Origin of the sequence: Micromonospora sp. NPDC049274 (assembly GCF_040678875.1) — a bacterium.
Taxonomy (GTDB): domain Bacteria; phylum Actinomycetota; class Actinomycetes; order Mycobacteriales; family Micromonosporaceae; genus Micromonospora.
Genome location: NZ_JBFAQS010000013.1, coordinates 1 through 15350, shown reverse-complemented (window position 1 = coordinate 15350; position 15350 = coordinate 1). Strand labels below are relative to the sequence as shown.

Here is a 15350-nt window from a genome sequence, read left to right as displayed (position 1 = left end):
TCGTTACCCCGTTTTCTCGAAGTGAGCCGGCGCGGGTCCGCGCCGCACCAGCTACTTCGGAAGATAGGGCAAATAACACGCATAACTAGACAAACGGGCCTTATGGCCCCGATGGGTGACGTGCGGACACTCAGGTGAGCGCCGCCTCCGCCGCCGCGAGGAACGCGTCGTTCTCGGTAGGAGTGCCGATGGTGACCCGCACACCGTCCCCGGCGAACGGCCGGACGATCACCCCGCGCGCCTCGCACGCCTTGCCGAACGCCACGGCCCGGTCGCCCAGCGGCAGCCAGACGAAGTTGGCCTGGCTGGTCGGCACGTCGGGCACGAACTTGCGCAGCGCCTCGGTGACCCGATCCCGCTCGGCGACGACAAGCGCGCAGCGGCGCTCCATCTCGCCGGCCTGGGTCAGTGCGGCGAGCGCGCCGGCCTGGGCCGCCGTACTCGTGGAGAACGGCGTCACCACCTTGCGGATGGCCGCCGCCACCACCGGCTGGGCGACCAGCCAGCCGATCCGCAGCCCGGCGAGGCCCCACGCCTTGGACAGAGTGCGCAGCACCGCCACGTTCGGCCGGTTCAGGTAGTCGAGACCGTCGGGCACCTCGGTGTCCGTGACGAACTCCCGGTACGCCTCGTCGATGACCACCAGCACGTCGTCCGGCACCGCGTCGAGGAACCGGTCCAGCTCGGCCCGGCGTACGGCCGTGCCCGTGGGGTTGTTCGGGTTGCAGACCAGGATCATCCGCGTCCGGTCGGTCACCGCCGCCGTCATGGCCGCCAGGTCGTGCCCGTGCCCGGCGTCGTTGGGCACCCGCACGCTCGTCGCGCCGCTGGTCGCCGCGATGATCGGGTACGCCTCGAACGACCGCCACGAGTAGAGCACCTCGTCACCGGGCAGGCAGGTGGCCCGGACGAGGTGCTCGGCGAGCGCCACCGACCCGCATCCGGTGGCGATCCGGTCCGCGTCCACGCCGTAGCGCTGTGCCAACGCGTCGCGCAGCGCCACCACGCCCATGTCCGGGTAGCGGTGCGAGGTGGTGACCGCCTCGGTGACCGCCTCGACAACACCCGGCAGCGGCCCGTACGGCACCTCGTTGCTGGCCAGCTTGATGGCCTCCGGCAGGCCCAGCTCGCGCGCCAGGTCGGCGGGGCTGCGCCCCGGCACGTAGTTGGGCAGCGCGTCCAGGTCGGCGCGGGTCAGTCGCAGCGCCGGCTGGTGACGTCCGGAGTCGGTCATGGGGTGTCTCCCGAGGGCTGGGGGTGGTCGTCCGGGGCGGGGGAAGCGGTAGTGGCGGGGACCTCGACGACCACCGTCTGCGCGCGCTTGTCGTGGAATGCCCGGCGCAGCGGATGATCGAAGAGCGGGGACAGGGAGTCGACAAGTTGCAGCAGCAGGCCGAGCCCGGCGCAGTACCAGAGCAGGGTGGGCAGGCCCAGCGTCGTCCAGCGGTTCAGCGCCCGACCGAAGCCCAACGGCTGGTCGGCGGAGAGCGGGACCGCGCGGATCCGCATCAGTCGCTTGCCGATGGTCTGCCCGCTGGCGGCCATGGCGGGCACCTCGTACGCCAGCCACAGCGCGGTGGCGATCAGCACGATCACCACCTGGAGGAGCCCGGTCTGCTCGCTGATCGGCGGCATCCCCTCGCTGGAGGTGTTGCCCTCCATGCCGCGCCGGAACGCCTCACGCCAGTACGGCATCAGCTCGTCCAGCCACCGCCAGACGAACCAGCCGTTGACCAGCACGTTCAGCGCGAACACGAGGCCGAAGTCGATCAGCCGGGCCACGAGCCGGCGGCCGTAACCGGCCAACCTGAGCCCGTGCGGCCGAGGCTCGGGCGGTCGGCTGAGCCAGCCGGGAGGACCGCCGGGCGGGGCCCAGCCGGGTGGTACACCCTGCGGTGGCCAGCCGCTGGGACCGGCCTGCGGTGGCCAGCCGGGCGGCGTGCCCTGCGGCGTGCCCGGTGATGCCCAGCCGGGCTGGCCGGCTTGCGGGCCGTACCCCGGGTACGGGTTGTCCTGCGGGTTTCCCGGCTGCGGGGCCGGCCCGGAGTGCGGCGGCCAACCAGGCGGGGTGCTCACCGGGTGAGCGGTGGCGGGCTCGGGCGGGGTGACCGGCGTGGGCGGCGGCTCGGGCGGCGGCGGCCCGTCCGGCGGGATGGCGTCGACGGAAATGGGCGCGCCGAGCCAACCCTCGCCGTCCCAGTACCGTCGGGTCTCGGTGTCGGCGGGGTCGACATACCAGCCGGGTTGCACGCTCACGAAGCCACCTTAACGACAATCGTTTCGGCGGCCTTGTCGTGGAGGCACTGCTGCCAGGGCTTGTCCCAGAGCTGCCACAGCCCGTCGGCGTAACTCAGACCCGGAAGGAACGAGGACGCCAGGAACTGCACCAGCCACCGCCGGCCGGCCATCCGCCGGTCGAGCGTGCGGGTCGGGTCGAGGGGCACCACGCGGACCTTCATGATCTTCTTGCCGAGCGTCTGACCGTCACGCTTGAGGTACTCCACGTGGTAGAGCCAGTAGAGCCCGAGCAGCACGACCAGCAGCGCGGCCTCGGCCAGCAGCATCGGCAGGAAGAAGGTGGTGAAGAAGGTGGCCGGGTCGGGTTCCACGAAGGTTCCGTCCGCGTTGGTCCGGGTCATCTCGCTGAACATCCGCCACCACAGGATCAGGAAGACCGGCATGAACAGCACCAGCGAGACGGCGGTGGCGAGTCCCGTGTCGATGAGCCAGGCCAGCAGTCGGTCGGTGAAGCTGGCGAGTGGCTGCCCACCCGGGCTCAGCGTCGGCGGCGGGACCATCGGCCGGGGCGGCCCCGGATACCACGGTGGCCCGGCGTACCCGGGCGGGGCGTACTGCGGCGGGACGGCGTACCCGGGTGGGGCGTGGTGCGGCGGCGCGGCGTACCCCTGAGGGTGTGGGCCGGGCGGCGGCGCGAGGCCGCCGGCGGCGGGCGGAGGCCCACCGACCGGCGGCGTCGGGTACGGCGGAGGCTGCGTCACGCTCGACAGTGTTACAGGTTGCCGCGGGCTTCCTGCTCCCGCTCGATGGCCTGGAAGAGGGCCTTGAAGTTGCCCTTGCCGAAGCCCAGCGAGCCGTGCCGCTCGATCAGCTCGAAGAAGACGGTCGGGCGGTCCTGGACCGGCTTGGTGAAGATCTGCAGCAGGTAGCCGTCCTCGTCCCGGTCGACCAGGATCTTGCGGGCCTTGAGCTGCTCGATCGGCACCCGGACGTTGCCGATCCGAGCGCGCAGCTCCGGGTCCTCGTAGTACGAGTCCGGGGTGTCCAGGAACTCCACACCGGCGGCGCGCATCGCGTCGACGCTTGCCACGATGTCGTTGGTGGCGACGGCGATGTGCTGGGCGCCCGGGCCCTGGTAGAACTCCAGGTACTCGTCGATCTGCGACTTCTTGCGGGCGATGGCAGGCTCGTTCAGCGGGAACTTCACCTTCCGGGTGCCGTTCGCGACGACCTTGCTCATCAGCGCCGAGTAGTCGGTGGCGATGTCGTCGCCGACGAACTCCGCCATGTTGGAGAAGCCCATCACCCGCTTGTAGAACTCGACCCACTCGTCCATCCGGCCCAGCTCCACGTTGCCGACCACGTGGTCGACGGCCTGGAAGAAGCGCTTCGGCTGGATGCCGGCGTCGATCATCGGCTGCCGGTCCACGATCGGGCCGCGGGCCACGAAGCCGGGCAGGAACGGGCCGCGGTAGCGGGACCTGTCGACCAGGGTGTGCCGGGTGTCGCCGTACGCGGCGATGGCGGCCATCCGGACGGTGCCGTTCTCGTCGCTCACCTCGTGGGGCTCGACGACGCCTGTGGCGCCCTGGGCGACGGCGTGGGCGTACGCGGCGTCGACGTCCGGCACCTCGAGCGCGATGTCGCTGATCCCGTCGCTGTGCTTCGCCACGTGCTCGGCGCCGTCGGCGTCCGGGCGGACCGCGCCGGTCAGTACGAACCGGGCCGAGCCGCTGGTCAGCACGTACTGGGCGTGGTCCCGGTAGCCCTGCTCCGGGCCCCGGTACGCCACGCAGGTCATGCCGAAGGCGGTGGAGTAGTAGTGCGCGGCCTGCTTGGCGTTGCCGACCAGGAAGTGCACGTGGTCGAGCCCACGGACGGGGAACGGGTCGTGGCTGATGTCGTGGTCGACAGCGCCGACGAGCCGGTCGACGTCGACGTCCTCGGTCGACTGGGGTCGGTCGATCGCCTGGGTCATGGTGGTCTCCCTCGCGTACCGGCCGGCCTCGTGGGCCGGTTCCTGACCGAAGGATCCCGGGGCGGGCATCGAGTGGGCAACTGTCGGTGTAAATGCTGGTCAGGTTGTGCATTCGGTATGGTGTGAACCCGTGAATGGTGAGCAGGCTGTACAGCTCGACGCGCTCGACGTGCGCTTGATCGAACTGCTCGCCGAGGAGCCGCGGATCGGGGTGCTGGAGTGCTCCCGGCGGCTCGGGGTGGCCCGGGGCACCGTGCAGGCCCGGCTGGACAAGCTCGTCGACAGGGGTGTCGTCGGTGGCTTCGGCCCGGAGATCTCGCCGGCCGCGATCGGGTTCGGGGTGACCAGCTTCGTCACCCTGGAGATCAGTCAGCGGCACGGCCACGACCCGGTCACCGCCCACCTCGCGGCGATCCCCGAGGTGCTGGAGGCGCACACCATCACCGGCTCCAGCGACCTGCTCTGCCGGATCGTGGCCCGCTCCAACACCGACCTGCAACGGGTCATCGACCAGATCGTCTCGTCGGCCGGCATCACCCGCGCGTCGACGATCATCGCGCTGGCGGAGCAAATTCCCTACCGCACGCTCCCGCTCGTCCGCAGCGCCGTCCGGGCAGAGGGACGAACACCCACGTAACACCTCCGGGCCCAGAAAGCGCGGCGACACGGCGGCGCGGGGCGTACGGATGATCCGTGAACGTGGCTACGGTGTGCGGGTGGCGAAGGGGAGCGTGCGCGGTGGGCTGCTGCTCGGCCTCGCCGTGGTCGTCGCTCTCGCCGCCACCGGCGTGTGGAATCCGTTCCCCGGCCTGTGGGAGTGGGTGGACCGCAGCGAACCCATCTCCGAGCCGGACGTGGTCTGGCAGCAGCGGGTCGGCGGCACCCCGCGCAGCGTGACCATCGCCGGCGACGCCGTCGTGGTCGAGCAGCGCACCCGCGTGGAGGCCCGCAGCCTGGCCACCGGCACCCAGCTCTGGGAACGCAAGGCGGACTGGTCGGCGGTGGCGGGCGGCGACCGCGACGCGGTCGTCGCCGTGGGCAAACTCCTGGTCAAGGGGTACGAGCTGCTCGACCCGACCACCGGGGCGACCCGTCGGCGCGACGACGACGCCGTGGCCGTGTGGACGTACCGCAATCTGCTGCTGGACGCCCGCTGCTCGGACGCCACCGACTGCACCCTGAGCGCGTGGGACCCGCGCGGCACCGCCCCACTGTGGACGGCCTTTCTGCCCGGTGTGCACAGCGGCCTGCTCGCCGACAACCCGGGCCTGCGCGGCACCCGCCGGCTCACCTCCACCCGCATCGACGACGGGGTGGCCGGGCCCGAGCCGGTGCCCCCGCTGCTCGGCTTCCCGGTCGACGGCCGGGTGCACGTCGTCGACACCGCTACCGGCCGGGTGCTGCAGAACGTCGAGCCGGGCCGGGACGAGCGGCTCTCCGTGGTGGGCGGTCGGATGCTGCGGATCGCCGCCCGCTCCCAGGACGGCACCTGCTACTTCGCCATCTCGGCGCGGGACCCGGCGACCGGGCAGGAGGCGTGGCAGCGGGCCGGGGTCAACCTGCGTACCGCCGACACCGCCGGCTGCGTCCAGCGCGAGGACCCGCAGGGAGCGCGCAACGTGCTGATCGGCGTCGGCCCGGACGGCCGCGAGGCCGTCATCGACGGGTACGACGGGCGGCTGCTCTGGGTCGGGGAGGCCAGCACCAAGCTCGTCGCGGTCGACGACCGCTACGCGGTGTTCCGCTCCGCGGACAAGCGTTCGGTGGTGTCGCGTGAACTCGGCGCGGACCGGGTGCGGTGGACCCGCCCGGCCAGTGCCAAGGCCGGCGCCGCCCTCACCCCGTACGCGGCGGTGCTCGCCGACGAGAAGCCGTCCCGGTTGGTGGCCGTCGAACCGCGTACCGGCCGGGAACTGGCCGTCCTGCGAACCTCCGCGAACGCCCTCGCGGTCGGGTCGCATGGCATGATCATCGGCGAGGGCCGGGAGATCGGGTACGTCCGCTTCGGCGCCACCGGAGGCGCCCCCGTCCCGCCGCCCGGCGACGGTGGCAACCCCGGCCCCGGCGGCACCGGCCCCGGATCGGGCAACGACGGCAACGACGACGGCGACGACGGCTGCGGGCCGAAGAGAGAACTCTGCCCCGATCCCGACGGCGGCAAGGACGGCTGAGCAGGCGGCCACCGGAGCGCTGCGGGGCGGGCGGATGAGAGCGGCGTCCCAGACCCAGCCCGGCGGGTGGGAATGATCGACCGGTCTGCCCTAGGCTTGCCGCTCATGAGCAGTGCCGCCCCATTCTCGTACGCCCCCCTACTGCCGACCGGTCCCGACCAGACGGACTATCGCCTGGTCACCGACGAGGGCGTGGACGTCGTACACGGCCCGGGGGGCCGTCGTTTCCTCACCGTGGAGCCGGCCGCGCTCACCGCGCTGACCGCCGAGGCGATGCACGACATCGCGCACTTCCTGCGCCCGGCGCACCTTGCCCAGCTCCGGGCGATCATCGACGATCCGGCCGCGTCGCCGAACGACCGGTTCGTCGCGCTGGACCTGCTGCGCAACGCCAACATCGCGGCCGGCGGGGTGCTGCCGATGTGCCAGGACACCGGCACCGCGATCGTGATGGGCAAGCGCGGCCGGCACGTGCTGACCGACGGCGCCGACGCCGAGGCCATCTCCCGGGGCGTCTACCAGGCGTACACCAGGCTCAACCTGCGCTACTCCCAGCTCGCCCCGCTGACCATGTGGGACGAGCGGAACACCGGCAGCAACCTGCCGGCCCAGGTGGAGCTGTACGCCGAGGACCCGGACGGGCACCCGGACGCGTACAAGTTCCTGTTCATGGCCAAGGGTGGCGGCTCGGCCAACAAGTCCTACCTCTACCAGGAGACGAAGGCACTGCTCAACCCGACGCGGATGATGCAGTTCCTGGAGGAGAAGCTGCGGCTGATCGGCACGGCCGCGTGCCCGCCGTACCACCTGGCCATCGTCATCGGCGGCACCTCCGCCGAGTACGCGCTGAAGACCGCGAAGTACGCAAGCGCCAAGTACCTCGACGCGCTGCCCACCTCCGGGTCGATGAGCGCGCACGGCTTCCGGGACCTGGAGCTGGAGGCGGAGGTGCTGGAGCTGACCCGCAACTTCGGCATCGGGGCGCAGTTCGGCGGCCGGTACTTCTGCCACGACGTGCGGGTGGTCCGGCTGCCTCGGCACGGCGCCTCGTGCCCGGTGGCGATCGCCGTCTCCTGCTCGGCCGACCGGCAGGCCGTCGCCAAGATCACCCCGTCGGGCGTCTGGCTGGAGCGACTGGAGACCGACCCGGCGCGGTTCCTGCCCGACGTCACCGACGACGCGCTCGACGCCGAGATGGTCGTCCGGGTCGATCTGAACCGGCCGATGGACGAGATCCGCGCCGAGCTGTCCAAGTACCCGGTGAAGACCCGCCTGTCGCTGTCCGGCCCGCTGGTGGTGGCCCGCGACATCGCCCACGCCAAGATCGCCGAGCGGTTGGACGCGGGCGAGCCGATGCCGCAGTACCTGCGTGACCACGCCGTCTACTACGCCGGCCCGGCGAAGACCCCCGAGGGGTACGCGTCCGGCTCGTTCGGCCCGACCACTGCCGGCCGGATGGACGCGTACGTGGAGAAGTTCCAGGCCGCCGGTGGTTCGCAGGTGATGCTGGCCAAGGGCAACCGGTCGGGTCAGGTGACCCGCTCCTGCCAGCAGCATGGCGGCTTCTACCTCGGCTCGATCGGCGGCCCCGCGGCCCGCCTCGCCCAGGACTGCATCAAGCACGTCGAGGTGCTCGAATATCCCGAGCTGGGCATGGAAGCGGTCTGGAAGATCGAGGTGGAGGATTTCCCCGCCTTCATCGTCGTCGACGACAAGGGCAACGACTTCTTCGCCGAGGTCACCAAGCCGGTGCTCACCGTCGGTCGGCGCTGACTCCACAGCAACGGAAAAAGGGTGCCGGGCGGACTCGCCCGGCACCCTTTCGTCGCCCGTGCTCACCGACATCGGTGCGCCCGCCCCGCTGGGGTGGGCCGGGCGCACCGCCCCCGTCGGATGCCGTCACCGACAACCCGGACTGAGTCTCCGGTGGACCACCCTCGATCCGCTCTCAGATCACTATCACCGCAATGCCGCGATCCGTGACCGCCGGGCTACGCTGCTGGACGTTGTGGCATCGACACGGGGGAGCAGATGCGGTTCGGGATCCTGGGGCCTCTGCGCGTCGGCGGTGGCGAGTCCACCGTCACCGCCGGTCGCGATCGGATCGTGCTCGCCATGCTGCTGCTGCGCTCCGGCCGGCTGGTGCCGGTCGACGAGCTGGTGGACGCGGTGTGGGAGGAACAGCCGCCCGCCACCGCCCGGGCGCAGTTGCACACCTGCGTGTCACGGCTGCGTCGCCGGTTCGCCGAGCTGGGGCTCGCCTCGGACATCATCGTCACCGACCCGGCCGGGTACGGCGTCCGCATCGCCCCGACCGACCTGGACGCCGAGGTCTTCGCCCGTACGGTGGAGACGGCCCGCGCCGCCTTCACGGCCGGGCGACTGGCCGAGGCGGATGAGCGATTCCGCGCTGCCCTGGCACTGTGGCGGGGGCCCGCGCTCGGTGGTATCCCGAGCCGCAGCGTCCGCCGACGGGCACAGACGCTCGACGAGCAGCGCCTCAGCGCTCTGGAGGAGTGCGTCGACGTCGAGCTGCGCCTCGGGCGGGCCGCGGAGCTGATCGAGGAGCTGACCGAGAGCGTCGACCAGCATCCGTTGCGGGAGCGTCTGCGCGGCCAACTGATGCTGGCGTTGTCCTCGGTCGGTCGACAGGCCGACGCCCTCGCGGTCTACCGTGAGGGCCGGCGGTTGCACGCCGACGAGCTGGGCATCGAACCAGGCGCCGAGTTGCAGGCGCTGCACCAGCGCGTACTCGCCGGCGACCTGGCCCTGGCCGGCCGGGAGCCGCGGCCGATCGCGCCGGTCCGCTCACTGCCCCGGGCGATCGGCGACTTCACCGGTCGGCAGGACACGGTGGCCCGACTGGTCAAGGAGATCGAGGAGGACGGCACCCGGATCCAGGTCATCGACGGCATGGCCGGCAGCGGCAAGACGACGCTCGCGGTGCACGTCGCCACCGCTCTCGCCGACCGCTACCCGGACGCCCAGCTCTTCATCGACCTGCACGGCCACAGTGAGCGCCGGCCCCTGATGCCGACCACGGCAGTGGCGACCCTGCTGCGCCAGTTGGGCGTGCCGGCCGAGCGGATACCGGAGGACACGGACGACCGGCTGGCGCTCTGGCGCACCGAGCTGGCCGGCCGACGTGCCCTGCTGGTGCTGGACAACGCGGCCACCGCCGATCAGGTGACACCGCTGCTACCCAACGGCTCGCACTGTCTGGTGTTGATCACCAGTCGTCGCCGACTGGTCGGGCTCGACGAGGGCCGCCCTTCGTCGCTGCCCGTGTTGGACGCCGACGAGGCGATCGAGCTGCTCGGCCGGGTGGCCGGCGCGGAGCGGATCGCCGCCGAACCGGAGGCGGCAGCCGAGGTGGCGCGGCGCTGTGGTCACCTGCCGCTCGCGATCCGGCTGGCCGGCGCCCGTCTGGCGCACCGGCCCCGCTGGCGGGTCGCCGACCTCGCCGAGCGGCTGCTCGCCGGGGCGGGCGCGTTGGCCGAGCTGACCGCCGGTCAGCGCTCGGTGGGGCAGGCGTTCGCGCTGTCGTACGCGCAGGTCTCGCCGCAGGCGCAGCGGCTGTTTCCGCTCCTGGGTCTGCACCCCGGCGGACGGCTGGACAGTCGGGTGGCCGCCGCCTTCGCGGAACTGCCCCTGGCCGACACCCAGGACGTGCTGGACGAGCTGGTCGACGCGCATCTGGTGGAGGAGGCGCAGCCCGGCCGGTACCGGTTGCACGATCTGCTGCGCGAGTACGCTCGGCTGCTGCTCGCCGCCCCGGAGCGTCAGGCTGAGCGTCAGGCCGCGCTGGAGCGGCTGCTCGATTACCACCTCTCCGCCACGTTGGAGATCGCCCGGACGACCGAGGCGGCGGGCAGCCGCCGCAACCTCCCCGCGCATACAGCCGGCCGGCCCGACCTGCTGGCCGTCCCGGTCGCCGAGGGGCGGGCGTGGTTCGAGGAGAACCTCCCCGGGCTCACCGCTCTGGTCCGGGTCGCCGAGGAGGAGGGCTTCCCGACTCAGTGCTGGCAGCTGGCCCGGGCCTGTTGGCGGCTCAACTTCGACGGCGGGCACCTCGACGAGCTGGTCGAGACCCACACGATCGGCCTCCGAGCGGCCGAACGGCTGGGCGACGAGGCGGCCGTGGCCGCGATGCTCAACTACCTCGCCTCGGCGTACTTCCGGCTGGCCCGCTTCCCGGAGGCGATCAGGGCGATGGAGGTGGCGCTCGACCTGCGCCGCCGGCACGGGCTGCGTGGCGACGTGCTCAGCACGCTGTGGAATCTGGGTCTCTCGTACTCCGCGAACGGCGACTATCGCCAGGGCAAGGCGAAGTTCGACGAGGCTCTCGACATGATCAATGGCCAGGGTGACGGTGACGAACTGACAAACCTGCTGAACAACCTGTGTTGTGGGCTGATCGGGTGGGGCCGGTACACCGATGCGCTGCCCATCGCCCGGCAGCACCTCGTACTTGCCCGACAGGCCGGGGACATGGCGCAGACCGCGCACGCGTTCGGGCACCTCGGCATGATTCGTCACCGGCTCGGGGATGTGGGCCCGGCTCGTCGAATTCTGCGGCTTGCGCTGTACCTGAGGCGCAAGGCGCGCCATCGATTCGGCGAGGGTGAGGTGCTCAACGAGATCGGTGTGATGGAGCGCAACGCCGGGAAGCCGGAACGTGCCGCGGCTCTGCACCGGGACGCCCTGGTGGCGATGACGGAGGCCGGCGACCGGATCGCTCAGTGCGCTTCCCGTAACCTGCTGGCCCTGGCCGTGCTGGAGCAGGGAGACGCCGCCAGCGCGCTCGACCTGCATCGCCGGGTGCTCGTCGACGCCGGCCGGCTGGGTGCGCGCTACGAGCAGGCGATGGCGCTTCAGGGCATCGCCCGCTGTGTACGAAAGACCGACCCCGCCTCCGCCCGGCTGCACCTGACCCGGGCGTTGTCTCTGCTCCGGCAGCTCGACGTCCCGGATTGGCACGAGGCGGAACGGCTGCTCACCGAGTTGGGCTGACGGATCATCTGCGAGTCGGCCACGGGCGCGGCAGGATGGTACGCGTGACGACTCCAGAGGCGACCGGTTACCGGATCGAACGTGACTCGATGGGCGAGGTGGAGGTGCCCGCCGAGGCGCTGTGGCGGGCGCAGACCCAGCGCGCGGTGCAGAACTTCCCGATCTCCGGCCGAGGCATCGAGCCGGCCCAGATCAAGGCGCTCGCGCAGATCAAGGGCGCGGCAGCCGAGGTCAACGGCGAGCTGGGCGTGATCGACGCCAATGTGGCCGCGGCGATCGCCGCTGCCGCAGCGCACGTGGCCGACGGCGGCTACGACGACCAGTTCCCGGTCGACGTGTTCCAGACCGGTTCCGGTACGTCGTCCAACATGAACGCCAACGAGGTGATCGCGACCCTGGCGAGCCGGGAACTGGGTTCGCCGGTCCACCCGAACGACCACGTCAACGCCTCCCAGTCCAGCAACGACGTCTTCCCGTCCTCGATCCACCTGGCGGCCACCCAGTTCATCGCGGAGGATCTGCTGCCGTCGCTGACCCACCTCGCCGAGGCGCTGGAGGGCAAGGCCGCCGAGTTCGAGACGGTGGTGAAGGCGGGGCGTACCCACCTGATGGACGCCACCCCGGTCACCCTCGGGCAGGAGTTCGGTGGGTACGCCGCCCAGGTCCGCTACGGTATCGAGCGGTTGGAGGGGGCGCTGCCCCGGCTGGCCGAGCTGCCGTTGGGCGGCACGGCCGTGGGCACCGGGATCAACACGCCGCTCGGCTTCGCCGCCGCGGTGATCGGCAGGCTCCGCGAGTCGACCGGGCTGCCGCTGTCCGAGGCGCGCAACCACTTCGAGGCGCAGGGCGCCCGCGACGCGCTGGTGGAGACCTCGGGGCAGCTACGCACCATCGCAGTGGGTCTCTACAAGGTCGCCAACGACATCCGCTGGATGGGCTCCGGCCCCCGTGCCGGCCTGCGGGAGCTGCGCATCCCCGACCTCCAGCCCGGGTCGTCGATCATGCCGGGCAAGGTCAACCCGGTGGTGGCCGAGGCCATGCGGCAGGTCTGCGCGCAGGTGATCGGCAACGACGCGACGGTCGGGTTCGCCGGCTCGCAGGGCGACTTCGAGCTGAACGTCATGCTGCCGGTGATGGGTCGCAACCTGCTGGAGTCGATCCGGCTGCTGGCCGCGGCGAGTCGGCTGTTCGCCGACCGCCTGGTGGCCGGCCTGGTCGCGGACGCCGAGGTCTGCCTGGCGTACGCCGAGGGCTCGCCGTCGATCGTCACTCCGCTGAACCGCTACCTCGGGTACGACGAGGCCGCCTCGATCGCCAAGGAGGCGCTGGCCAAGCAGGCGTCCATCCGGGAGGTCGTGATCTCCCGAGGTCACGTCGACTCGGGCAAGCTCACCGAGACCCAGCTCGACGAGGTGCTCGACCTGCTCCGGATGACCCACCCCTGACCGGGTGCCGGGCGCTGCTCACGCCCGGCGCAGTGCGGAGCGGCCCGCGAAGCGCGCCGAATCGCCCAGCTCCTCCTCGATCCGGATCAGTTGGTTGTACTTCGCCGTCCGGTCGGAGCGCGACAGCGAGCCGGTCTTGAGTTGACCGCAGCCGGTGGCCACCGCCAGATCCGCGATTGTGGTGTCCTCCGTCTCGCCGGAGCGGTGTGACATGACGACGGTCCAGCCCGCCCGGTGGGCCGTGGCCACCGTGGCCAGCGCCTCGGTCAGGGTGCCGATTTGGTTGACCTTGACCAGGACCGAGTTGCCGACGCCGGTGCGGATGCCCTCGCGCAGCAGCGTCTCGTTGGTGCAGAACACGTCGTCACCGGTGAGCTGGCAGCGGTCACCGACGCGAGCGGTCAGCTCGCGCCAGCCGTCCAGGTCGTTCTCCGCCATCGGGTCCTCGATGGAGACGATCGGGTAGGCGTCGATGAGCGTGGCCAGGTAGTCGGCGTGCTCGGCGGGGGTGCGGCGCACTCCCTCGCCCGCGTAGTCGTACACGCCGTCGCGGAAGAACTCCGATGACGCCGGGTCCATGACCAGGCCGATGTCCGTGCCGGGGCGGTAGCCGGCGCCCTCGATGGCCCTCAGCACGAAGTCGAGCGCCTCCTCGGCGGTACGCAGCTCGGGCGCGAACCCACCCTCGTCGCCCACGCCTGTGGAGTGCCCGGCGGCCAGCAGGTCGCGGCGCAGGGTGTGGAAGACCTCGCTGCCCATCCGGACGGCTTCGGCGAAGGTGTCCGCGCCCACCGGAACGATCATGAACTCCTGGAAGTCGAGCGGGTTGTCGGCGTGGGCGCCGCCGTTGACGATGTTCATCATCGGCAGCGGCAGCAGGTGGGCGTCGGCACCGCCGAGGTAGCGGTACAGGGGCTGGCCGTGGGCCGCCGCAGCGGCCTTGGCGACGGCGAGGGAGACGCCGAGGATCGCGTTGGCGCCGAGCCGAGACTTCGTGGCGGTGCCGTCGAGGGCGATCAGCGCGGCGTCCAGACCCGCCTGGTCTGCCGCGTCCCGGCCGCGCACGGCCGCCGCGATCTCCCCGTTGACGTTTGCCACCGCGCGGTCGACGCCCTTGCCGTGCCAGCGCGTGGGGTCTCCGTCGCGCAGTTCGACGGCCTCCCGGGCCCCGGTGGAGGCGCCCGAGGGGACTGCGGCCCGACCCAGCGAACCGTCCACCAACCTGACGTCGACCTCGACAGTGGGGTTGCCCCGGCTGTCGAGGATGCGGCGGGCGGTGACGGCGTCGATGGCGGCGGTGACGGTTGTGGCTGCGTGTGCGGCTGTCTGTGCGGACATGGGAGGTCCTTTTCCGTTGCCGTGTGCCGTGGCCCCAGCTGCGACAACGCTGGCGCTGAGCCCGACAGCACCGAACCCTACAGCAAGGCTTAACAGCTAGGCTGAACAGCCCCGCTGAGCAGCATTGCTGTGCAGGTCAGGTGGCCAGTGGTGCTGACGAACGGGGTAAAGTGCCGTGTGCCCACCTCGGAAGCCGCCGCCATCGCCGCCGAACTGCGGACCGCGATGGGCAAGCTCACCCGCCGGGTCAAGCACGAGGACCGCATCCCGCTCGGTCAGATCGCCGTGCTCGGCGCACTCGACCGCGACGGCGCCATGACCACCAGTGACCTCGCCGCCGACCAGCGCGTACGCCCCCAGTCGATGGCCCGGGCGGTGGGCCTGCTCCTGGAACAGGCCCTGGTCACGCGCCGGGCGCACCCCACCGACGGCCGCAAGTCGCTTGTCGAGCTGTCGGACGCGGGTCGGGCCGCGCTGGAAGCGGAGCGCAATCGCCGGGCCGGTTGGCTCGCCCAGGCCATCGAGGCCGAACTCACCGACGAGGAGCGGGCGTTGCTGGCCCGCAGCGCCGCCCTGCTGGAACGGCTCGCCATGCGCTGAGCGCCGCCCGCCGGGCCACTGGCGGCGAGGGTCAGGGTTCGGGCAGTGCCGCCCAGCCGAGGAAGCGGACGTAGAGCGCCGCGGGATCCGGGCCGTCGTGCGGGTTGAGCCGGTACAGGTCCGCCGCCGCGTCGTGCAGGACGGTGCACAGGTAGATGTTCAATGCGATCCGGTCGTGGGCGTACTCCTGCCGAAGGGTGAGCCGCGCGACTGCGCACGGCCAGGGCCCGGCGCAGACCCGGCAGAGCCAGAGTGGACGCAGCGGCAGGTGCGGTCGACGAGGCATCGTCGCGCGGTCGTCCGGGGCGGTCCGGGACATGGTGTGGGGTTCCTTTCGAGCTGAGTCCTCTGGCGTCATCACCCCGCGAACCGCCTCGCGTCGGCTGCCACGTCGCCGAGATCGTGGCCGATCGCGCCAGAACCGGCCGCAATCCGCCTAGACCTTCGAGATCTTGGACAGTTTCCGTCAGCCGGGCGGGCTCAACCGGTGGTTGCAACACCCTTCCGTTTTCTTCGTTGGGGTGGTTATGGCGTCGAGGTTGAGCCCGCTGGAGCGGGAACAGATCG

The 15350-nt window shown here is 71.6% G+C and carries 12 protein-coding genes; 6 read left to right on the top strand and 6 right to left on the bottom strand.

Annotated elements, in window-relative coordinates; translation table 11 throughout:
* Nucleotides 1-130: 130 nt before the first annotated feature.
* From hisC to hppD, 4 genes are read right to left on the bottom strand one after another with little or no spacing between them, the layout of a single operon-like run.
* A complete protein-coding gene (gene hisC, locus AB0K10_RS22860) occupies nucleotides 131-1234 on the bottom strand; it encodes a histidinol-phosphate transaminase (RefSeq protein WP_363686502.1) in 1104 nt (367 codons plus the stop codon).
* Complete coding sequence (locus AB0K10_RS22855) at nucleotides 1231-2256, bottom strand: RDD family protein (RefSeq protein WP_363686500.1); 1026 nt, start codon at nucleotides 2254-2256, stop codon at nucleotides 1231-1233. The genes hisC and AB0K10_RS22855 overlap by 4 nt, the downstream gene beginning before the upstream one ends.
* Nucleotides 2253-2999 carry an RDD family protein gene (locus AB0K10_RS22850; protein ID WP_363686498.1) on the bottom strand — a complete coding sequence of 249 codons (747 nt, stop codon included), beginning with the start codon at nucleotides 2997-2999 and terminating at the stop codon, nucleotides 2253-2255. Before AB0K10_RS22850 ends, AB0K10_RS22855 begins: the two co-directional genes overlap by 4 nt.
* Before the next feature lie 11 nt (nucleotides 3000-3010).
* On the bottom strand, nucleotides 3011-4216 hold the full coding sequence (gene hppD / locus AB0K10_RS22845) for a 4-hydroxyphenylpyruvate dioxygenase (protein ID WP_007465990.1): 1206 nt from the start codon (nucleotides 4214-4216) through the stop codon (nucleotides 3011-3013).
* A gap of 130 nt (nucleotides 4217-4346) precedes the next feature.
* Between hppD and AB0K10_RS22840 the strand changes: the two genes are divergently transcribed.
* From AB0K10_RS22840 to AB0K10_RS22820, 5 genes are all read left to right on the top strand, one after another.
* Nucleotides 4347-4853: an Lrp/AsnC family transcriptional regulator gene (locus tag AB0K10_RS22840; protein WP_363686496.1), complete on the top strand. Its 507-nt coding sequence runs from the start codon at nucleotides 4347-4349 to the stop codon at nucleotides 4851-4853.
* Between the two features lie 49 nt (nucleotides 4854-4902).
* Nucleotides 4903-6387: a PQQ-binding-like beta-propeller repeat protein gene (locus AB0K10_RS22835; RefSeq protein WP_363686494.1), complete on the top strand. Its 1485-nt coding sequence runs from the start codon at nucleotides 4903-4905 to the stop codon at nucleotides 6385-6387.
* Between the two features lie 105 nt (nucleotides 6388-6492).
* Nucleotides 6493-8160 carry a fumarate hydratase gene (locus tag AB0K10_RS22830; protein ID WP_363686492.1) on the top strand — a complete coding sequence of 556 codons (1668 nt, stop codon included), beginning with the start codon at nucleotides 6493-6495 and terminating at the stop codon, nucleotides 8158-8160.
* 258 nt (nucleotides 8161-8418) lie between these two features.
* A complete protein-coding gene (locus AB0K10_RS22825) occupies nucleotides 8419-11400 on the top strand; it encodes a BTAD domain-containing putative transcriptional regulator (protein WP_363686490.1) in 2982 nt (993 codons plus the stop codon).
* Between the two features lie 35 nt (nucleotides 11401-11435).
* On the top strand, nucleotides 11436-12845 hold the full coding sequence (locus AB0K10_RS22820; RefSeq protein ID WP_363686488.1) for a class II fumarate hydratase: 1410 nt from the start codon (nucleotides 11436-11438) through the stop codon (nucleotides 12843-12845).
* 18 nt (nucleotides 12846-12863) lie between these two features.
* Here AB0K10_RS22820 and eno read toward each other — a convergent pair whose 3' ends face one another.
* Nucleotides 12864-14183 (bottom strand): phosphopyruvate hydratase, encoded by a 1320-nt coding sequence (gene eno, locus AB0K10_RS22815; protein WP_363686486.1) that lies wholly within the window; start codon nucleotides 14181-14183, stop codon nucleotides 12864-12866.
* A gap of 177 nt (nucleotides 14184-14360) precedes the next feature.
* Here eno and AB0K10_RS22810 point away from each other — a divergent pair, with 177 nt between their 5' ends.
* Nucleotides 14361-14783 (top strand): MarR family transcriptional regulator, encoded by a 423-nt coding sequence (locus tag AB0K10_RS22810; RefSeq protein ID WP_363686484.1) that lies wholly within the window; start codon nucleotides 14361-14363, stop codon nucleotides 14781-14783.
* A gap of 31 nt (nucleotides 14784-14814) precedes the next feature.
* Here AB0K10_RS22810 and AB0K10_RS22805 read toward each other — a convergent pair whose 3' ends face one another.
* On the bottom strand, nucleotides 14815-15102 hold the full coding sequence (locus AB0K10_RS22805; protein ID WP_363686482.1) for a hypothetical protein: 288 nt from the start codon (nucleotides 15100-15102) through the stop codon (nucleotides 14815-14817).
* Nucleotides 15103-15350: the final 248 nt, after the last annotated feature.